Source organism: Ottowia sp. oral taxon 894 (genome assembly GCF_001262075.1).
GTDB lineage: Bacteria > Pseudomonadota > Gammaproteobacteria > Burkholderiales > Burkholderiaceae_C > Ottowia > Ottowia massiliensis.
The window spans coordinates 2,068,986-2,094,378 of sequence record NZ_CP012073.1; the positions used below are offsets into that span (position 1 = coordinate 2,068,986).

General features: G+C 63.3%; 24 protein-coding genes and 1 tRNA gene. 21 read left to right on the forward strand and 4 right to left on the reverse strand.

Translation table 11 applies throughout. The annotated features are described in order from the left end of the window. Nucleotides 1–25 precede the first annotated feature (25 nt). From leuC to azu, 12 genes are all read left to right on the forward strand, one after another. The gene (gene leuC / locus ADJ79_RS09020) at nt 26–1,531 is read left to right on the forward strand and encodes a 3-isopropylmalate dehydratase large subunit (protein WP_050715676.1); all 1,506 of its coding nucleotides are present in this window, start codon (nt 26–28) and stop codon (nt 1,529–1,531) included. A gap of 218 nt (nt 1,532–1,749) precedes the next feature. Continuing rightward, nucleotides 1,750–1,887, forward strand: coding sequence for an entericidin A/B family lipoprotein (locus ADJ79_RS13245; protein ID WP_082203227.1), 138 nt, complete (start codon nt 1,750–1,752; stop codon nt 1,885–1,887). Between the two features lie 191 nt (nt 1,888–2,078). After that, nucleotides 2,079–2,552 (forward strand): GNAT family N-acetyltransferase, encoded by a 474-nt coding sequence (locus tag ADJ79_RS15710; RefSeq protein WP_050715677.1) that lies wholly within the window; start codon nt 2,079–2,081, stop codon nt 2,550–2,552. 31 nt (nt 2,553–2,583) lie between these two features. Further along, entirely contained in the window at nt 2,584–2,988 is a 405-nt protein-coding gene (locus ADJ79_RS09030) for a hypothetical protein (protein ID WP_050715678.1), read from the forward strand. Nucleotides 2,989–3,043: 55 nt separating this feature from the next. Beyond that, entirely contained in the window at nt 3,044–3,688 is a 645-nt protein-coding gene (gene leuD / locus ADJ79_RS09035) for a 3-isopropylmalate dehydratase small subunit (RefSeq protein ID WP_050715679.1), read from the forward strand. Between the two features lie 208 nt (nt 3,689–3,896). Next, a complete protein-coding gene (gene leuB / locus ADJ79_RS09040) occupies nt 3,897–4,967 on the forward strand; it encodes a 3-isopropylmalate dehydrogenase (RefSeq protein WP_050715680.1) in 1,071 nt (356 codons plus the stop codon). An 8-nt stretch (nt 4,968–4,975) separates the two neighbouring features. Continuing rightward, nucleotides 4,976–6,034: an aldo/keto reductase gene (locus tag ADJ79_RS09045; RefSeq protein WP_050716538.1), complete on the forward strand. Its 1,059-nt coding sequence runs from the start codon at nt 4,976–4,978 to the stop codon at nt 6,032–6,034. A gap of 325 nt (nt 6,035–6,359) precedes the next feature. Beyond that, on the forward strand, nt 6,360–6,857 hold the full coding sequence (locus ADJ79_RS09050) for an aminoacyl-tRNA deacylase (protein WP_050715681.1): 498 nt from the start codon (nt 6,360–6,362) through the stop codon (nt 6,855–6,857). A gap of 58 nt (nt 6,858–6,915) precedes the next feature. Continuing rightward, nucleotides 6,916–7,626, forward strand: a complete 711-nt coding sequence (locus ADJ79_RS09055; RefSeq protein WP_050715682.1) for an AzlC family ABC transporter permease — start codon at nt 6,916–6,918, stop codon at nt 7,624–7,626. Beyond that, the gene (locus ADJ79_RS09060) at nt 7,623–7,922 is read left to right on the forward strand and encodes an AzlD family protein (protein ID WP_050715683.1); all 300 of its coding nucleotides are present in this window, start codon (nt 7,623–7,625) and stop codon (nt 7,920–7,922) included. Before ADJ79_RS09055 ends, ADJ79_RS09060 begins: the two co-directional genes overlap by 4 nt. 116 nt (nt 7,923–8,038) lie before the next feature. Continuing rightward, nucleotides 8,039–9,418, forward strand: coding sequence for an NnrS family protein (locus ADJ79_RS09065; RefSeq protein ID WP_082203228.1), 1,380 nt, complete (start codon nt 8,039–8,041; stop codon nt 9,416–9,418). Between the two features lie 159 nt (nt 9,419–9,577). Then, nucleotides 9,578–10,027: an azurin gene (azu, locus tag ADJ79_RS09070; RefSeq protein ID WP_050715684.1), complete on the forward strand. Its 450-nt coding sequence runs from the start codon at nt 9,578–9,580 to the stop codon at nt 10,025–10,027. Between the two features lie 316 nt (nt 10,028–10,343). On the opposite strand, the gene ADJ79_RS09075 is transcribed toward azu, so the two are convergent. Beyond that, nucleotides 10,344–11,294: a S49 family peptidase gene (locus ADJ79_RS09075; protein WP_050715685.1), complete on the reverse strand. Its 951-nt coding sequence runs from the start codon at nt 11,292–11,294 to the stop codon at nt 10,344–10,346. A 368-nt stretch (nt 11,295–11,662) separates the two neighbouring features. On the opposite strand from ADJ79_RS09075, the gene ADJ79_RS09080 reads away from it, so the two are divergent. The 5 genes from ADJ79_RS09080 (at nt 11,663) to ligA (ending at nt 17,187) form a co-directional block, all read left to right on the forward strand. Further along, nucleotides 11,663–11,737, forward strand: a tRNA-Val gene (locus ADJ79_RS09080). A 72-nt stretch (nt 11,738–11,809) separates the two neighbouring features. Beyond that, nucleotides 11,810–12,466: an HAD family hydrolase gene (locus ADJ79_RS09085; RefSeq protein ID WP_050716539.1), complete on the forward strand. Its 657-nt coding sequence runs from the start codon at nt 11,810–11,812 to the stop codon at nt 12,464–12,466. Between the two features lie 408 nt (nt 12,467–12,874). Continuing rightward, a complete protein-coding gene (hslV, locus tag ADJ79_RS09090; protein ID WP_050716540.1) occupies nt 12,875–13,420 on the forward strand; it encodes an ATP-dependent protease subunit HslV in 546 nt (181 codons plus the stop codon). A 128-nt stretch (nt 13,421–13,548) separates the two neighbouring features. Next, nucleotides 13,549–14,898 carry an ATP-dependent protease ATPase subunit HslU gene (gene hslU, locus ADJ79_RS09095; protein WP_050716541.1) on the forward strand — a complete coding sequence of 450 codons (1,350 nt, stop codon included), beginning with the start codon at nt 13,549–13,551 and terminating at the stop codon, nt 14,896–14,898. 207 nt (nt 14,899–15,105) lie between these two features. Next, a complete protein-coding gene (gene ligA / locus ADJ79_RS09100; protein ID WP_050715686.1) occupies nt 15,106–17,187 on the forward strand; it encodes an NAD-dependent DNA ligase LigA in 2,082 nt (693 codons plus the stop codon). A gap of 190 nt (nt 17,188–17,377) precedes the next feature. On the opposite strand, the gene ADJ79_RS09105 is transcribed toward ligA, so the two are convergent. Continuing rightward, the gene (locus ADJ79_RS09105; protein WP_050715687.1) at nt 17,378–18,955 is read right to left on the reverse strand and encodes a cobyric acid synthase; all 1,578 of its coding nucleotides are present in this window, start codon (nt 18,953–18,955) and stop codon (nt 17,378–17,380) included. Nucleotides 18,956–19,154: 199 nt separating this feature from the next. On the opposite strand from ADJ79_RS09105, the gene ADJ79_RS14325 reads away from it, so the two are divergent. Further along, nucleotides 19,155–19,382, forward strand: coding sequence for a hypothetical protein (locus ADJ79_RS14325; RefSeq protein WP_156304111.1), 228 nt, complete (start codon nt 19,155–19,157; stop codon nt 19,380–19,382). A 122-nt stretch (nt 19,383–19,504) separates the two neighbouring features. Further along, nucleotides 19,505–20,083: a hypothetical protein gene (locus tag ADJ79_RS09110; RefSeq protein WP_156304112.1), complete on the forward strand. Its 579-nt coding sequence runs from the start codon at nt 19,505–19,507 to the stop codon at nt 20,081–20,083. On the opposite strand, the gene ADJ79_RS13250 is transcribed toward ADJ79_RS09110, so the two are convergent. Both ADJ79_RS13250 and sctU read right to left on the reverse strand, forming a co-directional pair. Beyond that, the gene (locus ADJ79_RS13250; protein WP_082203229.1) at nt 20,058–20,399 is read right to left on the reverse strand and encodes a flagellar biosynthetic protein FliO; all 342 of its coding nucleotides are present in this window, start codon (nt 20,397–20,399) and stop codon (nt 20,058–20,060) included. The genes ADJ79_RS09110 and ADJ79_RS13250 overlap by 26 nt on opposite strands. A 588-nt stretch (nt 20,400–20,987) precedes the next feature. After that, complete coding sequence (sctU, locus tag ADJ79_RS09115) at nt 20,988–22,229, reverse strand: type III secretion system export apparatus subunit SctU (RefSeq protein WP_082203230.1); 1,242 nt, start codon at nt 22,227–22,229, stop codon at nt 20,988–20,990. A gap of 549 nt (nt 22,230–22,778) precedes the next feature. Between sctU and ADJ79_RS13255 the strand changes: the two genes are divergently transcribed. Both ADJ79_RS13255 and ADJ79_RS09125 read left to right on the forward strand, forming a co-directional pair. Then, nucleotides 22,779–23,366 carry a lytic transglycosylase domain-containing protein gene (locus ADJ79_RS13255; RefSeq protein WP_172674048.1) on the forward strand — a complete coding sequence of 196 codons (588 nt, stop codon included), beginning with the start codon at nt 22,779–22,781 and terminating at the stop codon, nt 23,364–23,366. Nucleotides 23,367–23,383: 17 nt separating this feature from the next. Further along, entirely contained in the window at nt 23,384–25,369 is a 1,986-nt protein-coding gene (locus tag ADJ79_RS09125; RefSeq protein ID WP_050715690.1) for a flagellar biosynthesis protein FlhA, read from the forward strand. Nucleotides 25,370–25,393: the final 24 nt, after the last annotated feature.

The following is a 25,393-nucleotide window of genomic DNA, read 5'->3' on the forward strand; positions in this document are numbered from 1 at the left end:
TTGACACGCAAGAGAAAGAAAAACCATGACCCACGCCGCCCCCCGCACCCTGTATGACAAGCTCTGGGACGAGCACGTCGTCTCCACCGAAGAAGACGGCACCGCCATCCTCTACATCGACCGCCACCTGGTACACGAAGTCACCAGCCCGCAAGCCTTCGAGGGCCTGCGCGAGGCGGGGCGCAAGGTGTGGCGCATCAGCTCCATCGTCGCCACTGCCGACCACAACACACCCACCACCGGCTGGGAAAAGGGCCTGGCCGGCATTGAAGACCCCATCAGCCGCGAGCAAGTCATGACGCTGGACGCCAACGTGCGCGCCAGCGGCGCGGCGGCCTACTTTCCCTTCTTGAGCCAGCGCCAGGGCATCGTGCACGTCATCGGCCCTGAAAACGGCGCCACGCTGCCGGGCATGACCGTGGTTTGCGGCGACAGCCACACCAGCACCCACGGCGCATTCGGCGCGCTGGCGCACGGCATCGGCACCAGCGAAGTCGAGCACGTCATGGCCACGCAAACGCTGCTGGCCAAAAAGGCCAAAAACATGCTCATCCGCGTGGAAGGCCAGGCCGCCCCCGGCATCACCGCCAAAGACATCGTGCTGGCCATCATCGGCAAGATCGGCACCGCAGGCGGCACGGGCTACACCATCGAATTTGCGGGCAGCGCCATCCGCGCCCTGAGCATGGAAGGGCGCATGACCGTGTGCAACATGGCCATTGAAGCGGGCGCGCGCGCCGGGCTGGTGGCCGTGGACGAAAAAACCATCGACTACTTCAAGGGCCGCCTGCTGGCCCCCGGCACCGACGCGGCCACCGGCCAGTTCACGGGCGGCCCCGAATGGGAGCAGGCCGTGGCCTACTGGCGCACCCTGCACTCCGACCCCGGCGCGCACTTTGACGCCGTGGTGGAGCTGGACGCCGCGCAAATCGTCCCGCAAGTCACCTGGGGCACCAGCCCCGAAATGGTGCTGGGTATAGACGGCTGCGTGCCCGACCCCGCGCAAGAAGCCAACGCCTCGCGGCGCGGCGCCATCGAGCGCGCGCTTGCCTACATGGGCCTGACGCCCGGCAAGGCGCTGCGCGACATCGCCATCGACAAAGTCTTCATCGGCAGCTGCACCAACAGCCGCATTGAAGACATGCGCGAAGCCGCCGCCGTCATCCGCCGCCTGGGCCGCAAGCTCGCGCCCAACGTCAAGCTGGCGATGGTTGTGCCCGGCTCCGGCCTGGTCAAAAGGCAGGCCGAAGCCGAAGGGCTGGACAAAGTGTTCACCGAAGCGGGCTTCGAGTGGCGCGAACCCGGATGCAGCATGTGCCTGGCCATGAACGCCGACCGCCTGGAGCCGGGCGAGCGCTGCGCCTCCACCAGCAACCGCAACTTTGAAGGCCGCCAGGGCGCGGGCGGGCGCACCCACCTCGTCAGCCCCGCCATGGCCGCCGCCGCCGCGCTGCACGGGCACTTCGTGGACATCCGCGAGCTGGGCGCAGACGACGCGCGCGCCGCGCCTCATGCCAGTGAAACGGTTTAAAAAGCAGAGCAAATTCAGGAGCCAGAAAACGGCGTCCGCGCACTGTTCACCGGGACATCACGCTATGGAAGCAGGAGCGAAATCAGCGCCAAAACCAGCGCGCCGGCCCAGCCCGGCCCAAAGGCACAATGCCCATGCCGCCGCACGAGAAGAAAGCTCCACGCAAGCCTCGCGCGCTCCCCGCGCGGCGGCACATCCACTCACCAAAGGAGAGAACCATGAAGAAAGCCACCCTCGCCCTCTTTGCCGCCCTGCTGGCCGCCCTCACGCTGGCCGGCTGCAACACCGTGCACGGCCTTGGCCAGGACGTGCAGGCGGGCGGCCGCGCCATCGAGCGCGCCGCCGACCGCCACTGAACGGCGCGGCCTCTTGCCCGCGCCTCCTGGCGCAGCACGCAGGGCAAGGGGCCGTTTCTGCTCTTCGTTTCCGCTCTTCATTCCATAGCATGATGTCCTGGTGGACAGTGCGCGAGCGCCGTTTTCCCCTCTTTGGATTTGCTCCTTTTTTCAAAGTCTTTCATGCGCAGTCCGGACCGAAGGAAACGCCCATGACCATCCGCCGCGCCCAAGCCCAAGACCAAAAACGCATAGGCGAGCTGCTGGATCAGGTGCACGATATTCACGCCCGGGCGCGGCCCGACATTTTCAAAATTGGCCGGAGAAAATATCCGGATGCCGAACTTGAAAAACGGCTGGCCGACGCGCAAAACCCCGTTTTTGTTTATGAAGACGAAAATGGCGCCGTGCAAGGCTATGCCTTTTGCGAACTGCAGGAAACGCAAGGCCACCCTTCACTGGCCGGCCGGCGGGTTTTGTATCTGGATGATTTGTGCGTGAACGCCGCCTGCCGTGGCCAGCATATTGGCAAAAGGCTTTATGAATATGTTCTTGAATATGCCCGCCGCGAGCAATGCGACAGTCTGACGCTGAATGTATGGCACGCCAATGAAAGCGCGTCCGGGTTTTATCGCAAGCTGGGCCTTGCGCCGCTCAAAACGCTGATGGAGCAGCGCCTTTCCTGATTTTTTTTTGATTTTCTGACGGATTTTTCTCATGCGTTTTCATTTTCTGGTTTCCGCTGCCTTGCTGGCTGCCGCCCTGCCTTTGCAGGCCCAGGCCCAAAGCGGGCGCGCCTGCATGATCGAGTCGCCCATCCAGACGCTGGGCGCGCCCACGGTCATTACCGATTGCCTGCAAGGCCGCAAGGGCACAAGCCGCTCCGCCATCAGGGACCGCTGCGAAGGCGTGGCCTGGAACAACGCGGGCGGCATGGGCCGCAGCAACAGCGTCAATCTCACCTGGCTGCCCCAATGCCCCCGGCGCGATGCCGACGCCGTGTGCCGGGGCGCGTATGAAGGCGAATTCGACACCTGGCACTATGGCCGCAACGAGGGCCAGCTGGCCTCGCTGGCCGAAGAATGCGAGGCCGACGGCGGCCAGTGGGAGGAGTTTGAATAAGGCCGGCCTGCCGCCTTTTGCCGTTTTTTTCCGTCTTCCGCACACTGCAAATCTCATGGACAAATTCACCCTTCACACCGGCATCGTCGCGCCCATGGACCGCGAAAACGTGGATACCGACGCCATCATCCCGAAGCAGTTTCTCAAGTCCATCAAGCGCACGGGCTTCGGCCCCAACCTGTTTGACGAATGGCGCTATCTGGACAAGGGCGAGCCGGGCATGGACCCCGCCAGCCGCCAGCCCAATCCTGACTTCGTGCTCAACCAGCCGCGCTACGCAGGCGCTTCCATCCTGCTGGCGCGGCGCAACTTCGGCTGCGGCTCCAGCCGCGAGCACGCGCCCTGGGCCATTGCGCAATACGGCTTTCGCGCGCTCATTGCCCCCAGCTATGCCGACATCTTCTTCAACAACTGCTTCAAAAACGGCCTGCTGCCCATCGTGCAGCCCGAAGAAGTGGTCAGCCAGCTTTTTGCCGAAGTGGCCACTACGCCCGGCTACCGCCTCACCATCGATCTGGAGCGCCAGCGCATCGTCAAGCCCGACGGCAGCGAAATCGCCTTTGACGTGCAGCCCTTCCGCAAATACTGCCTGCTGGGCGGGCTGGACGACATCGGCCTGACGCTGCGCCACCAGGACGGCATCCGCGCCTTCGAGGCCCGCCGCCTGGCCGCCAAGCCCTGGCTGGCGCACACGCTCTGAAAGCCTGCCAGCAGAGTCATTTGCTCCCGGAACCATAGCTGCCTGCGCTGATTTCACAAGGGCTGGAAAGGCGTGATGCCTTTTTTGCCCCCTTTTTTGAAGGCGTATCCGCCGCCAGCGCCCGCCAAATCAGCGCCAGCAGCTATGAAATCGGAAGCAAATAGCTTTCTTTCCCCTTTCCTCCACTCCTGAAAAGCGAAAGCGCCCCATGAAAATCGCCCTTCTGCCTGGCGACGGCATTGGCCCCGAAATCGTGGCCGAGGCTGTCAAAGTTCTCAAAGCCCTGGCCCTGCCCCTTGAAATGCAGGAAGCTGCCGTGGGCGGCGCGGCCTACGCCGCCTGCGGCCACCCGCTGCCCGAAGCCACGCTCAGGCTCGCGCAAGAGGCTGACGCCGTGCTCTTTGGCGCCGTGGGCGACCCCCGATACGACCAGCTGGAGCGCCATCTGCGGCCCGAGCAGGCCATCCTGGGCCTGCGCAAGGCGCTGGGGCTGTTTGCCAACCTGCGCCCGGCCATTTGCCACGCGCCGCTCACGCACGCCTCCAGCCTCAAGTCCGAACTCGTGGCGGGGCTGGACATCCTCATCATCCGCGAGCTGACGGGCGACATCTACTTCGGCCAGCCGCGCGGGCGCCGCAGCGCCCCCGACGGCCCCTTTGCCGGCAGCGAAGAAGCCTTTGACACCATGCGCTACAGCCGCCCCGAAATCGAGCGCATCGCCCACGTGGCCTTCCAGGCCGCGCAAAAGCGCCAGGGCCGCGTGACCAGCGTGGACAAGGCCAACGTGCTGGAAACCTCGCAACTGTGGCGCGACGCGGTGTGCGACGTGCACCGCCAATACCCCGGCGTGCAGCTCGATCACATGTACGTGGACAACGCCGCCATGCAGCTGGCGCGCGCGCCCCGGCAGTTTGACGTCATCGTCACCGGCAACCTCTTTGGCGACATCCTCAGCGACGAAGCCGCCATGCTCACCGGCAGCATCGGCATGCTGCCCTCGGCCAGCCTCAACGACAAAAAGCAGGGCCTGTACGAACCCAGCCACGGCAGCGCCCCCGACATTGCCGGTCAGGGCATCGCCAACCCGCTGGCCACCATCCTCAGCGCGGCCATGATGCTGCGCTTCAGCCTGAACCAGCCCGAAGCCGCCGCCCGCATTGAAGCGGCCGTGCAGTCCGTGCTCGCCCAGGGCCTGCGCACGCCCGACATTGCCAGCGAAGGCACGCGCAAAGTGGGCACGCGCGAAATGGGCGACGCCGTGGCGGCGGCGCTGGCATGAGCCGGCCCATGAAACCCCTGACGCCCATCGCCCTCGGCCCGCTGCGCGTGACCCCCATCTGCCTGGGCGCCATGACCTTTGGCGAACAGGTGAATGAGGCGGACGCGCACGCCATACTGGACCGCGCCGTGGAGCGCGGCGTGACTTTTCTCGACACGGCGGAGATGTACCCCGTGCCCCCCAGCGCTGCCACCGCCGGGGCGACGGAAACCTTCATGGGCCGCTGGCTGCGCCAGCGCCCCGGCATGCGCCAGCGCGTGACCCTGGCCACCAAAGTGGCCGGCCCCGCGCGGGACATGCCCTGGCTGCGCCCTGGCAAGGGCATGACGGCCGCCGACATCATCGCCTCCTGCGAAGGCTCGCTGCGCCGCCTGCAAACCGAAGTCATCGACCTCTACCAGATTCACTGGCCGGAGCGTCACGCGCCCCGCTTCGGGCAGATGTATTACGACCCGGCGCAAGAGAGCGCGCAAACGCCCATCCTGGAGCAGCTTCAGGCCCTGCAAAAACTGGTGCAGGCGGGCAAAGTGCGGGCCATCGGCCTGTCCAACGAAACGCCCTACGGCGTGCACGAATTCGTGCGCCTGGCCGAGGCCCACGGCCTGCCCCGGCCCGTGAGCGTGCAAAACCCCTACTGCCTCACCAGCCGCGCCTACGACAACGGGCTGGACGAAACTTGCCACCGCCTGGGCGTGGGGCTGCTGGCCTACTCGCCGCTGGCCTTCGGCCTGCTGACGGGCAAATACGACGCCACCGGCTTTGGCGTGCCGCAAGCGCCCGCTGGCCGCATGAACGGCGAGCGCGCCAAAAGCCAGCGCTGGGGCCGCCCGCAGGCTTTTGAAGCCGCCCGCCGCTACAACCGCCTGGCGCGCGAAAACGGCCTCACGCCCACGCAAATGGCGCTGGCCTTCTGCTACCGCTCCTGGCGCGTGGCCAGCACCATCATCGGCGTGACCTCGCTGGCGCAACTGGACGAAGACCTCGACGCCTGGAGCGTGACGCTGCCGCCCGACCTGCTGCAAGCCATCGACGCCATCCGCCTTGAAATGCGCGACCCCGCCAGCTGAGAGACTGCCCGCCATCTGTCCGTGGGAGCAAAAGCACGGACTCAAGGCGCTTTGCGGCGCGGCCAATCCTCGCCGGGCTGCCCAGCCCGTCTGCGCCTTGCTGCCCATCCCGGCTTGCACTGCCGCCCCTCGCGGCAGGCCCCCTTCCGCTGCACGGCATCAAAAACAAGAGCAAATTCAGAGGGGTGAAAAACCGTTTTGCGCAGATTCCACTAGGACTTCATGCTATGGATAAAATAGCAAAATACGCCTGCTTGCCCGCTGCTGCCAGCTCCCGCCCATTCCGCGCCGCGCGCCCCTTGCGGCCAGGCCATGAACCAGCGCCATGAAAAAAGAACGCCACGTCAGCCAGACGCCCGCCACCGTCTGGCTGCGCCAGCACGGCGTGCCCTACACCGGCCACGCCTATGACTACCAGCCCCACGGCGGCGCCCTGCAAGGCGCGGCGGCGCTGGGGCTGAGCGCGCACGCCGTGATCAAAACCCTCGTCATGCAAGACGAGCACGCCCGCCCGCTCATCGTCCTCATGCACGGCGACCGCAAAGTCTCCACCCGGCAGCTGGCGCGGCAAATTGGCGTCAAAACCGTGCAGCCATGCGAGCCTGCCGTGGCCGAACGCCACAGCGGCTACCAGGTTGGCGGCACTTCGCCTTTTGGCACGCGCCGCGCCATGCCCGTGTATGTCGAGCAAAGCATCCTGGAGCTGCCCCAAATCGCCATCAACGGCGGCCGCCGTGGCTTTATCGTGCAAATCAACCCGCAGGCTTGCGTGCAGGCGCTGGGCGCGCGGCCCGTGCATTGCGCCATCAGCCTGGACGAATGAGCCTGTTTTTGAATTTCATTTTCTTTGCATTTATTTTTCGTATTTCTTCGCATCGCATATGACTGAAAATGAATCATCCCGCCTGGAGTTTTTTCGAGGCGCGCGGGAAAGCGCGCCCATGCTGATTGGCCTGCTGCCTTTTGCCATGATTCTGGGCGTGCAAGGCGGGCAAAAAGGCATGAGCTGGCTGGAAATGCTGCTGATGACGGGAATGAATTTTGCCGGCGGCTCCGAATTTGCCGCCGTGAATTTATGGGCGCATCCGCAGCCCATATGGCTGATCGCCACCGTCACATTCATGATCAATTCGCGCCACATACTCATGGGCGCGGCGCTGGCGCCTTTTCTGCGCGATATGCCATTGAAAAAAGCGCTGCCCGCCCTGTTTTTCATGTGCGATGAAAGCTGGGCAATGGGCCTGGCGGAAGTGCGGCGGCGGCAGGCGCTGGGGCTGCCTTCGTTCAATTTGCCGTTTTACGCGGGCGTTTGCGCCATTTTGTATTCCACCTGGATTGTTTTCGCGGCTCTGGGCGCGGCGGTGGGGCCGCTGTTTGGCGACGTGGCGGCCTGGGGCTTTGGCATGGCGTTTCCCGCTGTTTTTCTGGTTTTGCTTCGCGGCATGTGGAAAGGATTTTCAGCGGCGCTTCCCTGGCTGGTGAGTCTGCTCGTGGCGGCGCTGACTTACCGGCTGGCGCCGGGCGCGTGGTATGTGCCGGCGGGGGCCTTGTCGGGCCTGGCGGTGGCGTATTTCCGGAGCGGTTCAAAATGATTTCGCTCGAATCCTTTCTGGTTTTTCTCAGCATGCTGGGCGTGACTTATTCCACGCGGCTGATGGGTTTTTTCGCCTTGCGCAATCGCACATTGAGCCAGCGCGCCGCCAGCGTCATGCAAGCCGCGCCCGGCTGCGTGCTGATTGCGGTGATCGCCCCTTATTTCGTTTCCGACAAGCCGCACGAGCTGATTGCCATTGCGCTGACGGCGGCAGCCGCCAGCCGCCTGCCCATGCTGCCCACGGTTTTGCTGGGCGTGGTTTCATCCGGCCTGCTGGGGCATTGGATGAAATAGCGTTTGAAAGCGCGGCAGAGCAGCCCGCCGCCCGACAATGCGCGGGTGATGGCGCGCGGGTTCGTGATTGCGCCTGCCGCGCCTGCCGGTTTTTTTGACTGTTGCTTTTTGCCACGATGCCTGCCGCTTCCCCAAACGTTTCTTCTGCGCTGCTTTCCCAAAGCGCCCGCCCGGCCCGTTTTTCAGCCCGCTTCTGGCAGCTGGCGCATCCTTTGTGGCTGTGCCCGTTCAGGCCGATGTTCGCGCTGGCGATGCTCTCGGGCTGGGGGCTGATGGCGGCCTGGGGGGCTTTTCTGTTTTGGGGCTGGCCGCTGCCTGCGGTGGAGGGCGGGCCGTTTGTGTGGCACGCACACGAGTTGCTGCTGGGCTTTACGCTGGCGGCGGCGGCGGGTTTTGCACTGACGGGCGTGCCTGAATTCACGGATACGCCCGCCTTTGCCGCCGCGCCGGTGCGCTGGCTGGCGGGGCTGTGGCTGGCGGGGCGGGTGGCCTTTTGGTGCAGCGGCTGGTGGCCCGTGGCGGCCCTGGCGGCCTCGGCGCTGGCGCATCTGGCCTTCATGGCGCTGCTGCTGGCGCTGCTGACGCCCCGGCTGTGGCGCGCGCCGGAGCGCCGGCATCTTTCATTCGCCTGGACGCTGGCGCTGATGATGGCGGCCACGGCCGGCTTTTATGCCGATGCCTTGCGCGGCGAGCCGCCCATGCGCTGGCTGCATGGGCTGCTGGGGGCGCTGATGGTGCTGATCATCGTGGCGATGAGCCGCATTTCCATGAGCATCGTCAATGCCAGCATTGACGACAGCGAGGCGGCGCGCCGCGCCGTGGAAAGCCGCCAGCAAGACCCGGAATACGAGGCCACGCGCGAAACGCGCCGCTACCTGGCCCGGCCGCCGCGCCGCAATCTGGCCATGCTGGCCATTGCCCTGTTTACCGCCGCCCAGTGGTGGGAGCCGGGCGCGCGCACCAGCGCCTGGCTGGCCCTGGCCGCCGCCTGCGCCGTGCTGAACCTGATGGGCGACTGGCACGTGGGCCGCCCGCTGCTGCGCCCCTGGCCGCTGATGCTGTATGCGGCTTACGCCTTCATGGCGGCGGGCTACGCGCTGACGGGTGTGGGGTTGCTGACGGGGCTGCCGCCGAATGCGGGGCTGCATTTGCTCACGGCAGGGGCGCTGGGGCTGTCGGTTTTCGTGGTGATGTGCATTGCGGGCTACACGCACAGCGGGCTGGAAAAAAGCGGCCGCCCCTGGGTGCTGGCGGGCGCGGCCCTGGTGGCGGCCAGCGCCGTGCTGCGCGCCTGCGCCTACGCGCTGGATGCCACGGCGCTGCTGATGGGCGCGGCCGCCCTGCTGTGGTGCGCCGCCTTCGCGCTGATGAGCTGGCGCATGCTGCCCGTTTTCTGGCGGCCGCGCGCCGACGGGCAAGGCGGCTGTGATGGCGTGCTGGATGCGCCGCAAGAAGCGGCCTCCGCGCCTGCGGATTCAGCTCCGGCATCTCCATGATGGGATGACAGGTTTGGGCGCGCCGCTCTCTAAGCGACGTGCGGCGTTGCGAAGAGGTCGCAGCCGTTCTTGAGCAAACGCGGCGCATGCGCCATAGAATGCGCACTGGTTCCGGGTTTGTTCGCCTGGTTCCGTTTTTCCACAGAAAGGACATTCATCATGACCAAAACCGCTCTGCGCGCCCTCGCTGCCGCTGCTTTGATGGCAACCGCCGGCTTCGCCCATGCTGCTTGCGACGTCACCGTTGAAGCTGGCGACAACATGAAATACAACACGAAGGAAATTGCAGTCGATAAAAGCTGCAAGGAATTCAAGGTGCACCTCAAGCACGTGGGCAAGATGAACAAAGGCTCCATGGGCCACAACCTGGTCATCACCAAGACCGAAGACATGAAGGGCGTGATCGGCGACGGCATCAAGACTGGCGCTCCTGAATACGTCAAGCCCAATGACGAACGCATCGTGGCCCATACCAAGATGCTGGGCGGCGGCGAAGAAGACACCATCACCGTGGACATGTCCAAGGTCAAGACCGATGGCGACTACTCCTTCTTCTGCTCCTTCCCCGGCCACAGCAGCGTGATGAAGGGCAAGCTCAAGTTCTCCTGATCGCAGGCTGAGCTTTCCATCTCGCTCCCGATGAAAAAACGCCCGGCTTCATGCCGGGCGTTTTTGTTGGCGCAAGCGGAGCGTCTGGCAGCGGGGCAGGGCGGCCTCCTCGTTCTGGCCCACTTTTGCCTTCCCGCTTTTTCCGCATCCCTTTGCTGGCGGGCAAGCTCTGATCAGGATTCTAAAAAAGGAGCAAATTCAAGCCCTTGAAAATGGCCTCAGCGCCCGTTCCACTAGGACATCATGCTATGGAACAAAGAGCAAAAACGGCCTCTGCCGAACCCATTCACGTCCAGGGCGCGCGCTGACAGCGCCTTCAGCGCAAAGCCACGCTGCGCAGGGCCGAGACGGCGCCTTGCCCGATGGCCGCGCCCAGGCGGCGCGTCAGGCGCTCGAACACCTTTTCTTCCGGCGTGTAGTCCACCAGCTCCTCGGCCTTGACCACTTCGCGCGCTACGCCGTCCACGCTGCCCAGGCTGTCGGCCAGGCCCATGTCCACGGCCTGCTCGCCTGTCCAGAACAGGCCGCTGAAGGTGTCGGCCGTTTCCTTCAGGCGCTCGCCCCGGCCCTGCTTGACGGCGGCGATGAACTGCCGGTGTATCTGGTCCAGCAAGGTTTGTGCGTGCTGGCGCTGGGCGTCGCTCATGGGGCTGAAGGGGTCGAGAAAGCCCTTGTTGCCGCCCGCCGTCAAAAGCCGCCGCTCGATGCCCAGCTTTTCAAGGCTGCCGGTGAAGCCAAAGCCGTCCATCAGCACGCCAATGCTGCCCACCACGCTGGCCTTGTTCACGTAAATCTTGTCGGCGGCCGAGGCAATGTAGTAGGCGGCGGAAGCGCAGGTGTCTTCCACCACCGCGTAAACCGGCTTGTCATGCAATTCGCGCAGGCGGCGGATTTCGTCGTACACCAGCCCGGCCTGCACCGGGCTGCCGCCGGGCGAATCAATTTGCAGAACCAGCGCCTGCGCGCTTTCATCTTCCATCGCGCTGCGCAGTGCGGGCAGCAGCTGTTCGGCATTGTTTTCGCTGTCGCTGGAAATTTCGCCCCGGATGGAAATGACCGCCGTGTGTGGCCCCGCAGGCGCAGCGTTTTGCGACTGGCTGATCATCACGGCCGCCAATCCCGCGACAAGCAGCATCCATAGCAGCGTTTTGATCACGCGCCAGCGCCGCGCGGCCCGGCGCTCACGCGCGTCAGCCAGCAGCAGCTTCTCCAGCGCCCGCCTCTCCCATTCCGGTGAACGCGAGAGGATTTCGGTATCCGTTTTCATTGAAAGCCTTGAGAGTGAGCGAAAGCGCGGCAGTATGCCAGCCCGCCCGGCTGGCAGAAGCGGGGGCCGAGCTGCCTGCTTTTTTCAGGACCTGTTCATGATCTGGCCGTGAGAGGCAAAAGTGAGAGGCAAAAGTGCGGAATCGGAATGGGCCGCAAGGCGCAAACGGCAGAAGAGCTTCGTGGCCCATTGAGAGATTCGCAATGTCCACGAACGTTTGTGGTTACGCTTTTTTCTCCGGGTCGTTTTCAAGGGGCCTGAATGCGCGCCTTCTTCTTGTTTGATGTGGCAGCCCGCCATGCCAGAGCGTGAAGCCTGGAGAAATCCGCTACAATCTCGCGCTTTACTGCCTGCGCTGCAAGGCAGACGGGTGATTAGCTCAGCGGTAGAGCACTGCCTTCACACGGCAGGGGTCACATGTTCGATCCATGTATCACCCACCACACACTCAGGCGCCTGGCTTTGCGGCCAGGCGCTTTTTTTTGTGGCCCAGCGCCTGCTCTTTCAAGCTGCCCATGCCCCGCCGCTTTGACCTCATCTGCTTCGACTGGGACGGCACCCTGTTCGACTCCACCGCCCTCATCGTCCGCGCCATCCAGCAGGCCGTGGCGGATGTGGGCGGACAACAGCCCAGCCGCGAAACCGCCGCCTACGTCATCGGCATGGCGCTGGCGCCCGCGCTGGCCCATGCCGCGCCTGATGTGCCGCCCGAAAAACACCCGCTGCTGGCCGAGCGCTACCGCCAGCACTACCTGGCGTGTCAAAACGACATCAGCCTCTTTGACGGCGTGCGCCCTCTTCTGGCCGAACTGAAGGCGCGCCACCACTGGCTGGCCGTGGCCACTGGCAAAAGCCGCCGGGGGCTGGATGGCGCGCTGCGCCTGGCCGGGCTGCAAGCGGCCTTCGACGGCTCCCGCACCGCTGACGAAACCGCAGGCAAGCCCAGCCCGCTCATGCTGCACGAGCTGATGCGCGAATTCGGCTGCGACCCCGGGCGCACGCTGATGATTGGCGATACCACGCACGATCTGCAAATGGCCCGCAACGCCGGCTGCTGCGCCGTGGCGGTGAGCTATGGCGCGCACGACAGCCCGGCTCTGGCCGCGTTGGAGCCGCTGCATATCGCCCATTCCGTCTCCGGCCTGCGCCGCTGGCTGAGCCAAAACGCCTGACGCCGCCTCATGAAAAGCGGAGAGCGCTGCCTAATTCAGCTCCTATATCAATAGCGTTATGTCCTAGAGGAAACTGCGCAAAACGGCATTTTGACCCCCTTGAATTCGCTCTCTTTTTAATGTTGTTCGGCCTGATCGGCCAGCTGCTCCAGCCGGGCCTGCGCCTGGGCAGTGAGAACCTGTTCAAAGTCTGTCCGTAGGCGCGAAAAATGCGGCTCCGGGTGGCTTGCCGCGTTGCAAATCCTCGCTGGGCCACAAGGCTCATCTGCACCTTGCAGCCCATCTCGAACCACACTTTTGCCCCTGACGGCCGGACTCCGAACAGGTTCTGAAAACGGGTTTCCCGCTTGAATTGCCGCCTTCGCGCCTTCTCTTGTGAAATGCCTGCCTGCCCCCATTTCGCGCGGCATGCAACAGTTTCACGGCACCACCATTCTCAGCGTGCGCCGCCAGACTCCCGAAGGCTGGCAGGTCGCCCTCGGCGGCGACGGCCAGGTCACGCTCGGCAACATCGTCATCAAAGGCTCCGCCCGCAAAGTGCGCAAGCTCCATCACGGCAAAGTGCTGGCCGGCTTTGCCGGCGCCACGGCAGACGCCTTCACGCTGTTCGAGCGCTTTGAGGCCAAGCTGGAAAAGCACCAGGGGCACCTCACCCGCGCCGCCATCGAACTCACCAAAGACTGGCGCACCGACCGTGTGCTGCGCCGCCTGGAGGCCATGCTCGCCGTGGCCGACCGCGAAGCCTCGCTCATCATCACCGGCAATGGCGATGTGCTCGAACCCGAGCAGGGCATCGTCGCCATCGGCTCCGGCGGCCCCTATGCCCACTCCGCCGCCAAGGCGCTGCTGAACAACACCGATCTGGGCGCGGAAGACATCGTGCGCAAATCGCTGGCCATTGCGGGCGAGCTTTGCATCTACACCAACATGCAGCACACCATCGAAACGCTTTGAATTCGCTCTTGATTCCATAGCGTTACGTCCAATAGACACGTGCGCCAGGGGCTTTTTCTAGTCTCTGAATCTGCTCCTCTTTCTGAACCGAAGCCGCTGCGCTTCACCTCTTGTCCACAAGCTTTGCCATGTCTTCCATGACCCCGCAGGAAATCGTCTCCGAGCTGGACCGCCACATCGTCGGCCAGCAAGATGCCAAACGCGCCGTCGCCATTGCCTTGCGCAACCGCTGGCGCCGCCAGCAAGTGCCTGAAAAGCTGCGCGCCGAAATCACGCCCAAGAACATTCTCATGATCGGCCCCACCGGCGTGGGCAAAACCGAAATCGCCCGCCGCCTGGCGCGCCTGGCCAACGCACCCTTCATCAAGGTGGAAGCCACCAAATTCACCGAAGTGGGCTACGTGGGCAAAGACGTGGACTCCATCATCCGCGACCTGGCCGAAATAGCCGTCAAGCAAACCCGCGAGCAGGCCATGCGCCAGCACCAGGCCCGCGCGCAAGACCTGGCTGAAGAGCGCGTGCTCGATGCCCTGCTGCCCGCCGCCCGCCCGGCTGACGGCGACGCCGCCAGCGAAAGCCACGCCGGCAGCCGCCCCGACAGCGCCACGCGCCAAATCTTTCGCAAAAAACTGCGCGAAGGCCAGCTTGACGACAAGGAAATCGAGCTGGAACTGGCCCAGCCCGGCCAAATGCTCGAAGTTGTCGGCCCGCCCGGCATGGAAGAAATGGCCGAGCAAATCCGCTCTGTCATGAGCCAGATGGGCGCGCCGCGCCTGAAAAAGCGCCGCGTGCGCATTGCCGAAGCCATGCGCTTGCTCACCGAAGAAGAAGCGCAAAAACTGCTGAACGAAGAAGACATCCGCGCCGAAGCCGTGCGCAACCTGGAGCAAAACGGCATCGTCTTCATCGACGAAATCGACAAAGTCGCCTCGCGCGGCGAAGGCGGCGGCACCGCCGACGTCTCGCGCCAGGGCGTGCAGCGCGATCTGCTGCCGCTGGTGGAAGGCGCCACCGTCAGCACCAAATACGGCATGGTCAAAACCGACCACATCCTCTTCATCGCCTCCGGCGCCTTTCACCTGGCCAAGCCCAGCGACCTGATCCCCGAGCTGCAAGGGCGCTTTCCCATCCGCGTGGAGCTTGGCTCGCTCACCGTGCAGGACTTTGAAGCCATCCTCACCCAAACCCACGCCAGCCTCGTGCGCCAATACCAGGCCCTGCTGGAAACCGAAGGCGTCACGCTCGACTTCCGGCCCGAAGGCATCGCCCGCCTCGCGCAAATTGCCTGCGACGTCAATGAATCCACCGAAAACATCGGCGCACGCCGCCTGGCCACCGTGATGGAGCGCCTGCTCGACGAAGTCAGCTTCGCCGCCACCAGCTTGCAAGGCCAAACCATCACCATCGACGCCGCCTACGTCAACGAGCGCCTGGCCGCCCTGAGCAAGGACGAAGACCTCTCGCGCTTCATCCTTTGACCGCGCCCAGGGCGCGCGCCGCTCTGATATCAGGCTGTTCATGCACTTTGGGCAGTGCGTCTTCAAGGTATGCCCCAAGCGCTGGATTGAGGAGAGGGCTTTTGCCTGGCTGAATTGCTCACGCAGGCTTTCCATGGACTATGGAGTTGTGTTGCTTCTGATGCGCGCCCGCACAATCCAGCGCTTTCAGTCCATCTCCCCCGTTCCATGCCCCAGCCTTCCGACATGCCCGCTGCCCAGGCCGCCGCCCTGCGCGAGCAGCTCAACCGCGCCGCCTGGCAGTACTACACGCTGGATGCGCCGCAAATTCCCGACGCCGAGTACGACCGCCTGTTTCGCGCGCTTGAAGCGCTGGAGGCAGCCCACCCCGAATTGCGCACGCCCGATTCGCCCACCCAGCGCGTGGGCGGCGCCGTGCTGGAAGGCTTTGCGCCCGTGCCGCACCGCGTGCCCATGCTCAGCATCCGCACCGAAACCGACACCAGCCCCGCTGGCGCGGCCGCGTTTGACGCCCGCGTGCGCCGCGAGCTGAAACTGGCCGACAACCTGCCGCCCGTGGCCTACGTGGCCGAGCCCAAGTTCGACGGCCTGGCCATCAGCCTGCGCTACGAAAACGGCGTGCTGGTGCAAGCGGCCACGCGCGGCGACGGCGCCACGGGCGAAGACGTCACGCAAAACATCCGCACCATCAGCCAAATCCCGCTGCGCCTGCTGGGCAGCGCCCCGCCCGTGCTGGAAGTGCGCGGCGAGGTGTACATGCGGCGCGATGACTTCGAGGCGCTTAACGAACGCCAGCGCGCGCGCATGGCCGCTGGCGAAAAAACAGCCAAGCCCTTCGCCAACCCGCGCAACGCCGCCGCCGGCGCGGTGCGCCAGCTGGACCCGCGCATTGCCGCGCAGCGCCCCTTGAGCTTTTACGCCTACGGCCTGGGCGAAATCACGCCGCCCGAAGCTGGCGGCCCCGCCTTTGAAACCCACTGGCAAGTGCTTGAGCAACTCAAAGCCTGGGGCTTGCCGGTGTCAGAGCTGGCGCGGCAGGCGCGCGGCGCCGCCGGGCTGGCCGCCTTTCATGCCGAAGTGGCCGCGCAGCGCGACAGCCTGCCGTTTGACATCGACGGCGTGGTCTACAAAGTGGACTCGCTCGCGCAGCAGCGCCAACTGGGCTTTGTCACGCGCGAGCCGCGCTGGGCCGTGGCGCACAAATACCCCGCGCAAGAGCAAATGACCACCGTGCTGGCCATCGACGTGCAAGTGGGCCGCACCGGCAAGCTCACCCCCGTGGCCAAACTGGCCCCCGTCTTCGTCGGCGGCGTCACCGTCACCAACGCCACCTTGCACAACGAACTGGAAGCGCGCCGCAAAGACGTGCGCGTGGGCGACACCGTCATCGTCCGCCGCGCAGGCGACGTCATCCCCGAAGTGGTGAGCGTCGTGCCCGAGCGCCGCCCCGCTGGCGCGCCCGAATTCACCATGCCCGCCCAGTGCCCCGTGTGCCACAGCCAGGCCGTGCGCGAAGAAGGCGAAGCCGATCACCGCTGCACCGGCGGCATCTCCTGCCCCGCCCAGCGCAAGCAAGCCCTGTGGCACTTTGCCAGCCGCCGCGCCATGAATGTGGAAGGGCTGGGCGACAAACTGGTGGAGCAGCTCGTGGACAGCGGCATCGTCCAAACCCTGCCCGACCTCTACAAACTGACCGAACAAAACCTCGCCGCGCTGGAGCGCATGGGCCAGCGCTCGGCCCGCAACCTGCTGGCCGCGCTGGAGCGCTCGCGCCAAAGCACGCTGGAGCGCTTTCTCTACGCCCTGGGCATACGCCACGTGGGCGAAAGCACCGCGCGCGACCTGGCCCGCCACTTTGGCGCGCTGCAAAGCGTGATGAACGCCAGCGAAGACGAATTGCTGCAAGTGCCCGATGTCGGCCCCATCGTCGCCCACAGCATCCGCACCTTCTTTGCCCAGCCGCACAACCGCGAAGTCGTGCAGCAGCTGCGCGAAGCGGGCATCACCTGGCCCGAAGGCCCCGCCGCCGCGCAAACCGCGCAAAGCGGGCAAGCGCAAACACTGGCAGGCCAAACCTTCGTGCTCACCGGCACGCTGCCCACCTTGAGCCGCGACGAAGCCAAAGCCCTGCTCGAAGCCGCCGGCGCCAAAGTCAGCGGCAGCGTGAGCAAAAAAACCAGCTACGTCGTCGCAGGCGAAGAAGCGGGCAGCAAACTGGAAAAAGCGCAGGCGCTGGGCGTCACCGTCATCGACGAAGCCGCCATGCGCGCCCTGCTGGCGGGCGGCTGAAAGCGGCCCTGCACGGGCGAGAAAAGCGGCCGGGGCAGGGCGGAACATAGAGGTTTTTTGCTCTTGTATCCATAGCATGACGTCCTAGTGGAACCTGCGCGAAACGGCTTTTCGGACCCCTTTAATTTGCTCCTGCTTTTGATTCCCTTTGATGCGCTTCCTGCCGCCGCGCCTGTGCCGCAGGCGTGGCCTATGGCTCCTGAATCAGTTCTTGCAAAAAGCCGGGCGCAAAACTGTCAGCGGCCACGGCGGCCAGGCGCTCGAACACCTCATCCAGCGGCCGGGCGCGCGCGCCAAACAGGGCGCGCAGCACGGCGGGGTCTTCAAACAGGCCGTGCAGATACACGCCCAGCACGTTGCCAGCGGCGTTTTGCCAGGCCATGCCGGGCATGAGTTCGCGCGCCATCTCGCCACGCGCGGCCAGGGCCGGATGCGGCGCGGTCTGGCCGCAGTGAATCTCGTAGCCGCTGGCCTGCACGCCGCTCAAGGCGGCCCAGGGGCCTGACACCGCGCCAAAGCGGCAGCGGGCGCGGCGCACGGTTTTGCGCGGCGCGAAAGTGGTCGCCAAAGGCAGCAGGCCCAGGCCGGGCACGCTGGAGCTGTTGCCTGAATCGCCGCCCGGGCCGCCGCTTTCCACGCCATGCGGGTCGCGCAGCTCGGCGCCCAGCATTTGCAGGCCGCCGCAAATGCCCAGCACGCGGCCGCCCGCGCGCGCATGGGCGGTGATGGCCGCGTCCAGCCCCTGCGCGCGCAGCCAGGCCAGATCGCTGGCCGTGGCTTTGCTGCCGGGCAGCACGATCCAGTCAGCGCCTTGCAGCTGCGCGGGCGCGCGTGCCCAGACCAGGCGCAGGCCGGGCACGTTTTTCAGGGGCTGGAATTCATCCAGATTGCTCAGGCGCGGCCAGGCGATGACGGCCACCGTCAGCGGCGGCGCGCCTGCGTGCCCGCTGCCGGGCGGCGCGCAGCGGTCGTCAAACACCCCGTCTTCTTCGGGCAGGCCGTGCTGGCGCTGCATGGCAATGGTGGCCACGGTGGGCACGCCCGTCAGGCATTCAAGCTGCTGAGGCGCGGGCGCGAGCAAGGCGGCATCGCCCCGGAATTTGTTGAGCACAAAGCCGCTGATGAGCGCGCGGTCGGCTTCGGGCAGCAGCGCCCAGGTGCCGTAAAGATGGGCGAAAGCGCCGCCCCGGTCCACATCGGCCACCAGCAGGCAGCGCGCGCCAGCGTGGCGGGCCACGCGCATGTTCACGATATCGCGCGGCATGAGGTTGATTTCGGCGGGCGAGCCTGCGCCTTCGATGACCAGCACGTCGTTTTCGGCCCGCAGCGCATCCAGCGCGGCGGCAATGTGCGGCCAGGCCACGGCCCCGCGCTCGCGCCAGGGCAGCGCCGTCAGCTGCGCGCTGGCCTGCCCCAGCAGCACGGCCTGGCTGCGCGTATCGGCCTCGGGCTTGAGCAGCAGCGGGTTCATGCGCACATCCGGCACGGCGCGCGCGGCCAGCGCCTGAAAGTACTGGGCCGAGCCGATTTCGCCCATTTCCGTGTCCATTTCTGCCGCGCCTGTTTCCGTATCGCTTTCCGCCAGGCCCGCCACCACGCGGGCGTTGTTGCTCATGTTCTGCGCCTTGAAAGGGGCCACTTTCAGACCCTGGTTGGCGTAGTGGCGGCACAGCGCCGTGGCCAGCCAGCTTTTGCCCGCGCCGCTGCTGGCGCCCAGCACCATCACGCAGCGCGCCAGCCGCAGGCGCTTGGAGTCTTGCTTGCTCATGGGAGCGGGAGGCTACCGCATGGCGGTGCGCCAGCCGCCGCACGGTTAGCAGCTCCATCGTGCCTGAAGCTTGCGCGTGTGTTGGGGATATCACGATAAATAGCGGAGGCACCCCCTGTAATCACCCTAGTAGCGCGCCGCAAGCCAAATCCGTAGGATCGGCTGATCTGTTTCAATCACATGAGTGCGGGCAAGCGTCATGAGCTATTCGTCTGTTTTTCCTTCGCTACAGGCTGGCATCGGTAGTGCGGCTGGCTGGCCTTCCTCTGGTGTGCGGCGCGAGCCTGGAGCCGCTGATGCGGCGGCCCGGTTCGGCTTCCACGCAGAAGCCGGGGCGGCGCGCGTGCTGTCGGCGCCGCCTTCCAGCGGCGAGAGCGTGGCACAGATGCAGGCCCGTTTCGTCGCCTGTTTGTTCGAGCCAAGCTGAAACGGCTGCCTGCCGTGGAGCCGCCCCGCCCGCCCCTTACGCTGCGTTCCCAGCCAGATTGGTCTGGCGCGGCAGAGGTTTTGATTGAAGGCTGCGCCCATTTGCCGACGCAAGATGAGCGCGTGCGCTGGCTGGAGCGCGTGTGTCTTTCATTGGGTGATTCTCTCTATCCGGCTTTCTTGCGCGTGTTGTGCCTGATTGGCGAGCAAGGCGACGCAAACGCGCAGCGCGTAGTGGCCGAAACGCTGGTGCATGCTCTTGAAAGCGGCCGCCTGCCATCAGGGCGGCATGCGGCTTGGGGGGCGACCTCATTGCATGCAGCGGGGTTTCGCGCGATGGATCCAATTGAATATTTATGCGCCTGGCATGCCCAGCCGGATGGACGCGGCGCACTGAATGCCACAGCTTTTGACCGCAACGCAAGGGCTTTGCTGGGGCTGGTTTCCCACAGTGATTTGGCGCGCCGCCTGTATTGCGCCAAGATCAGGGCGGATGCCGAGGATCCGCTGGATGGCTCTTGGGCGCGCAACATCCGCCAGGCACTTCGCGCCATGGCAGATTGCTGGGAAAAAACCGGCGGCCTGCCGCCAGCGCGCGCTGCGGCAGAGGCTTCAGATGCGTTTCTCTCTGCGCTTCGGCGCAACGATGGCAAAGGCAGTGGCTTGTCGCAGCTGGTCAGCGAATGGAATCCGATGCGTTGAAAGGCGTTGCCGCCGCCGTGGCGGACCCGGCTGCTGCGGCAGGCGAGCGATCCAGCACGCTGATGCCGCCTTCGCTGACACCCAGCAGATAGTCCACATTGGCATGACGCACAACCACCAGCCGTTCATGTCCGCCTAGCGAAACAGCCTGTAGCACCCTGGGGGCTGCAACGCCTGCTGATGCACCATGCGCCTGCATGCCGCGCTTGAGCAAACGCAGAAATATCCATGCCAGAGCCAACACGAAGGCCAACGCGGCCAACGTAACCAGCAAATCCAGGAGGAAACTGCCGGAAGGATCAGAAGAAGGGTTCATGGTTTAGGGGTTTCCAAAGACTGACCTCGAAAGCGTTGCGGAGACAGCTTTTTTCATCAATACAGAATAAGTTTGCGCCTGATTGAGACAGACAGCTGCACTCAAACACCGGTGGCGCGAGAGCAGGCTTTTCAGTTTTCGAAACCTGATCCATCCAAAAGCGGGAATTGCCGGCTTCACATCCTTCAGGAAGCAGAGCATTGCCGCCTTGAGTCAGGCGCGTTCAGCATGGGACGCTTCATGCTTTGAGTCGAGCGAAGCCATGAAAGCAGATTGAAATGGGCAAGATGCAGGCGATTCGCAGTCTTATTTCGCTATTTTATCGATAGCAATACGTCCTAGTGCAAACTGCGCGGAGCGGCATTTTTGACCTTTGCATTTGCTCCTGTTTTTGCTGACGTATAGAAGGAGAGGGCGCGCGCAGTTAGCTTGAAGGTCATGCGTCATCTGCCGACTACGCCAGCCCGCTTTGAGGCTAATTCCAGGTGTGTGCTGGAAACCGCTGGAGAAGCTATTTCGCCAAGCAGACCGTGAGCAGAACTCCTGGCGAGCACATGCGGTCTGCACAGCTTTTGTGAACAAGAGCGATCAGGCCGTTTTGGGCATGGGGGGGCGCGGGCGTTTGCGGCGGCGGCCTGGCTGGGCTTCATCCGTTTCGGCAGCAGGTTGCGGCCTGTAGCCATAGTCCGTCAAGTCTTCGCCAGGCGGCGTGCGGCGCTTGGATTTTTGCTCTTCGCTGGGCGGGCTTATCAAACCGCTGGCAATAGCTTTAAGTTCCCTGCGCACATCTTGTGCCCAAAGGATGATGGTGGCAATGATGTCGAAAAGCTCGGCTGGAACGATGTCTCCCGTTTCCACATCAGCCAGCAGTTGCCGCGCCAGCTTGACGTTGCGCAGCACCGGCACGCCGGATTCAGCTGCCGCCCGCCGCATGGCCAGGGCGTCGTCATCTTCGCCTTTGGCAATCACGGTGGGAACCGGGCAGCGTTCGCGGTCATAGTCGATGGCAATGGCCACGTGCGTTGGATTGACCACCAGAACGTGCGCGTTGGCAGCAGCCTGCGAAGCGCCTTGCTGCGCCCATTCATGCTGGATTTGCATGCGCTGCTGCTTGACGTGCGGATCGCCTTCGGCATCTTTCACTTCCTGGCGGATGTCGCGCATGCTCATGCGCATTTTCTTCATGAATGAATAGCGCTGCCATGCGGCGTCCATGGCGGAAACCAGGACAAATGAGCCGACGGCCCAGGCTACCAGCGTCCAGCTCGCATTCCACAGGGCTGATCCTATGGAGCGAGCGCCGCCGTGCACTAGCTCCGGCAACTGAGGCAGGATGGTCTTCATGCTCAGCCACGCGATCACTCCCACGACCGCAGTTTTCAGTATGGATTTAACGAATTCCACCAAGTTGTCCATGGAAAAAATTCGCTTGAAACCCTTGGCGGGGTTCATGTTTTCCATTTTGGGTTTGAGCTTTTCGATTGTCAGCACAGGACCAGCCTGTAGAAATTCGATCAGCACGCCCACAATGGCAACAGGCATGGCCACCAGTCCTACCAGTACCAGCAGCGTTTGCAAGGCCATGTACCCTAGCCGGGGGGCAGCCGCGCTGAAGGGTTCATGCACCACGGCAAAACTGGCATCTACCAGCGCTGAAAGCCTGCCGCCTACCAGCGGCAGGGCCATGGCTGCTAGCGCCAGCAGCACCAGCAGGCCAGCGGTAGAAGTGACATCCTTGCTTTTGGAGATGTCTCCTTTTTTGCGGGCATCCTGAAGCTTTTTGGGTGTCGGCTTCTCTGTTTTGTCGCCGCTGTCATCAGATCCGGACATACGTGAAACTCTGGAGGCTAAAGAAGGAAGAAGGCGGGCGCTTGTGCTTGTGGCTCCAAGGCCTGCATAGTCTGTTCGAATCAGCTTGCTGACGTCAAAGTAGATGTAACGAATACCGTTGGTTCAAGCCCACTGTTTTGCAACAAAAGCCTGAAGCCGGGCACGAGGCAGACCGAGACGGCCTTATCGTTCACTGCGCATAAGACACAGTGACATCGATGCTTAACTTGATACGTATACATAACAATCACATGAAATTTGTTGCAATCTAATCAGCGTCAGCGGCAATACTCCAATGTTCAGATCAAGTGCACTTGCCATATGAAGGGACTTCACAACACAGCCAGCAGGGTCAATCGCACATGGTGGCGATGCGCCGCCACTCTAGCGGCTTGCTTGGTTGCGACCGGGGCCAATGCTGCGGTTCCACAGCAAAAAGAAGCCTCACAAAAGTCATGTGGGGCAGGGTGGGATCAGTTGCTCGCTCCTGCACAGAGGGAGGAAGCCGCGCGTGAGCGAGGATGCGATGTGCGGCTTGCTGCTGCGCCCGTGCCACAGGCAGAACAACTGGCGACATACGAGCGCACCTTGCTCAATGGGCCAAGCGGCGCACTGGCTGCGCCAGCCAAGCTCGGTAAGCAACGTGTGGATCGGCGATACCGGCAAACAGGACCTGTGACTGTACGCACTTCTTCTAGCGGAGCAGGGGCGGCTGTCGCTCTTTCTCCGCTGATTGACAGCGCTGCTCGTGCTCACGATATTGATCCGCTGCTTCTGCATGCTATTGCCCGTGTCGAATCCAGGCATAACACAGGCGCGGTTTCTCATGCCGGAGCGCGCGGAGTCATGCAGGTCATAGTGCCTACCGCCGCTCGTTTTGGCGTCAGCAGCGCGCAGGCGCTGCATGACCCGCAGGTTAATTTGCTTGTCAGCGCCCGCTATCTTAAAACTTTGCAAATGCGCTTCAATAATCGCCTGCCGTTGGTTTTGGCTGCTTATAACGCTGGGGAGGGTGCGGTTGAGCGCTATGGCGGGCGGATTCCGCCTTATCGTGAAACCCAAGGATATGTCCGCCAAGTTTTGGCGGAATATGCGTTGCTGCGCAGCTTGGCCAGCCAGTTCGCTGTGCCACAGTGAGTGGGAGAGATTTCTCCGTGAGTCTTGCCAGTTATTTCCAGTCTGCTGCGGCCAACAGTAAAAGCGGCAGCCCCTTGTCCCGATATACCGATATAGTCCTGGTAGCAGGCATTGTGGCCATCATCGCATTGATGATCGTGCCATTGCCTAATTGGGCTATTGACATTCTGGTTGCCGTCAATATTTCCGGAGGCATTTTGCTTCTGTTGCTGGCAATTTATATTTCAAGTCCACTGGAGTTTTCGGTATTTCCCAGCGTTTTGCTTATCAGTACATTGTTCAGGCTGGCATTATCAATTGCCACGACGCGCATGATTCTTCTGCACGGTGAGGCCGGACATATTATTCAAACTTTCGGGGACATGGTGGCGGGAGGCAACCTGGTAGTGGGGCTGGTGGTGTTTCTCATCATCACGGTGGTGCAGTTCATTGTCATTGCCAAAGGTTCTGAACGCGTGGCTGAAGTGGCTGCGCGTTTTTCACTGGATGCCATGCCTGGCAAGCAAATGTCCATCGATTCCGATCTGCGTTCAGGCCTGATTGACAAAGACGAGGCCCGCCGCCGCCGCCGTATGCTGGAAAACGAGAGCAAGCTGAATGGCAGCCTTGACGGCGCCATGAAGTTTGTCAAGGGCGATGCCATTGCGGGCATCATCATCATCATTATCAATTTGCTGGGGGGATTGACTATTGGCGTTTTGCAGCAGGATATGACGCTGAGTGATGCCACCGTCAAATATTCCATTCTCACCATTGGCGACGGCATGGTGTCACAGATTCCAGCTTTATTAGGCGCCATGTCTGCCGGTCTGCTGGTTACGCGCACGACGGATGACGAACATGACAAGCACTTGGGCGATGCCATTGGCCGCCAGCTCACGGCCAAACCACGGGTGCTACTGATGGGCGGCGGTTTGTGCGTGCTGTTTTCGGCTGTGCCAGGTTTCCCGACTGTTGTATTTATGGCGCTTGGGCTGGCTTTTTTTGCTGCAGGCTTCATGCTGACGCCTTCGCTGCGAGCGCGGTGGGAGAAGCTGGCGCAACCTACCTTGTCTGCGGTCATGCGCCGTTCGCCCACGGCTCCAGTGTTGATGAGCGCAGAAGCCGTGCAGGTGCGCCCGACGGTGCCTTTGTTGTTGGAAGTGCCGGTTGGACGGCTTGATGCGCAGGAAAGCCATTCATTGCTGGCTGGACTGGAGGGGGTGCTTGATCATTTTCAGTTGAACTTGGGTATGCGCCTGCCACGCATAGACGTACATGCCATGCGGCCAGATGAAGATAAGCCAGCTGTTTGGCGATTGCTGGCTTATGAAGTGCCCATTGCGGAAGGTGAATTGCAGCAGGAAGATACGGTACCGTCTCTGGTAAATGAGGTGCGCGAGTCTTTGCGTCGACATGTCAATTTGTTCATGGGTACACAGGAGGCCAATTTGCTGCTGACCCGTGCGGCCATTGATTTGCCTGACGTGGTCAAGGAAACGCTGCGGGCCTTGCCTTTGGCGCGCGTAGCGGAGATATTGCGGCGCTTGGTTGAGGAAGAGGTGGCAATCCGCAATTTGCGGGATATTCTGGAGACTTTGGCGGATACCGCTCAGAGGGAAAAAGACGTTTACGCACTAACGGAGCTGACACGCATTGGCCTCAAGCGCCAGATTTCGCATCGCTATGCGCCGGATGGGCATTTGCGCGCTGTCTTGCTTGAGCCGGCGCTGGAGGAAATGCTCAGGAATGCCATTCGGCATAACAGCGGGGCGCAGCAGTTGGCGCTTGATCCGCTGGAAATGTCGCGCCTGATGACGCGCTTCCGGAATGTGGTGCAGGTTTTCAAGCCTGCAGCGATCGTGACGGCTGTGGACATACGCCGTCATGTACGCAAGCTGATTGAGCAAGACTGCTTTGATATTCCCGTGCTGAGCTACCACGAGCTGCTGCCATCTCTGCAACTGGAAGCGCTACATCGCGTCAGCACGGAAGACGCTCCCTTGTTGGAAGCGGGTTCATAAGCAAATGCGCATATTTGTAAAATA

Excerpts from the sequence above, each read along its gene's own strand:
- leuC (WP_050715676.1), top strand. The coding sequence starts at position 26 with ATGACCCACGCCGCCCCCCGCACCCTGTATGACAAGCTCTGGGACGAG.
- ADJ79_RS13245 (WP_082203227.1), top strand. The coding sequence starts at position 1,750 with ATGAAGAAAGCCACCCTCGCCCTCTTTGCCGCCCTGCTGGCCGCCCTC.
- ADJ79_RS15710 (WP_050715677.1), top strand. The coding sequence starts at position 2,079 with ATGACCATCCGCCGCGCCCAAGCCCAAGACCAAAAACGCATAGGCGAG.
- ADJ79_RS09030 (WP_050715678.1), top strand. The coding sequence starts at position 2,584 with ATGCGTTTTCATTTTCTGGTTTCCGCTGCCTTGCTGGCTGCCGCCCTG.
- leuD (WP_050715679.1), top strand. The coding sequence starts at position 3,044 with ATGGACAAATTCACCCTTCACACCGGCATCGTCGCGCCCATGGACCGC.
- leuB (WP_050715680.1), top strand. The coding sequence starts at position 3,897 with ATGAAAATCGCCCTTCTGCCTGGCGACGGCATTGGCCCCGAAATCGTG.
- ADJ79_RS09045 (WP_050716538.1), top strand. The coding sequence starts at position 4,976 with ATGAAACCCCTGACGCCCATCGCCCTCGGCCCGCTGCGCGTGACCCCC.
- ADJ79_RS09050 (WP_050715681.1), top strand. The coding sequence starts at position 6,360 with ATGAAAAAAGAACGCCACGTCAGCCAGACGCCCGCCACCGTCTGGCTG.
- ADJ79_RS09055 (WP_050715682.1), top strand. The coding sequence starts at position 6,916 with ATGACTGAAAATGAATCATCCCGCCTGGAGTTTTTTCGAGGCGCGCGG.
- ADJ79_RS09060 (WP_050715683.1), top strand. The coding sequence starts at position 7,623 with ATGATTTCGCTCGAATCCTTTCTGGTTTTTCTCAGCATGCTGGGCGTG.
- ADJ79_RS09065 (WP_082203228.1), top strand. The coding sequence starts at position 8,039 with ATGCCTGCCGCTTCCCCAAACGTTTCTTCTGCGCTGCTTTCCCAAAGC.
- azu (WP_050715684.1), top strand. The coding sequence starts at position 9,578 with ATGACCAAAACCGCTCTGCGCGCCCTCGCTGCCGCTGCTTTGATGGCA.
- ADJ79_RS09075 (WP_050715685.1), bottom strand. The coding sequence starts at position 11,294 with ATGAAAACGGATACCGAAATCCTCTCGCGTTCACCGGAATGGGAGAGG.
- ADJ79_RS09085 (WP_050716539.1), top strand. The coding sequence starts at position 11,810 with ATGCCCCGCCGCTTTGACCTCATCTGCTTCGACTGGGACGGCACCCTG.
- hslV (WP_050716540.1), top strand. The coding sequence starts at position 12,875 with ATGCAACAGTTTCACGGCACCACCATTCTCAGCGTGCGCCGCCAGACT.
- hslU (WP_050716541.1), top strand. The coding sequence starts at position 13,549 with ATGTCTTCCATGACCCCGCAGGAAATCGTCTCCGAGCTGGACCGCCAC.
- ligA (WP_050715686.1), top strand. The coding sequence starts at position 15,106 with ATGCCCCAGCCTTCCGACATGCCCGCTGCCCAGGCCGCCGCCCTGCGC.
- ADJ79_RS09105 (WP_050715687.1), bottom strand. The coding sequence starts at position 18,955 with ATGAGCAAGCAAGACTCCAAGCGCCTGCGGCTGGCGCGCTGCGTGATG.
- ADJ79_RS14325 (WP_156304111.1), top strand. The coding sequence starts at position 19,155 with ATGAGCTATTCGTCTGTTTTTCCTTCGCTACAGGCTGGCATCGGTAGT.
- ADJ79_RS13250 (WP_082203229.1), bottom strand. The coding sequence starts at position 20,399 with ATGAACCCTTCTTCTGATCCTTCCGGCAGTTTCCTCCTGGATTTGCTG.
- sctU (WP_082203230.1), bottom strand. The coding sequence starts at position 22,229 with ATGTCCGGATCTGATGACAGCGGCGACAAAACAGAGAAGCCGACACCC.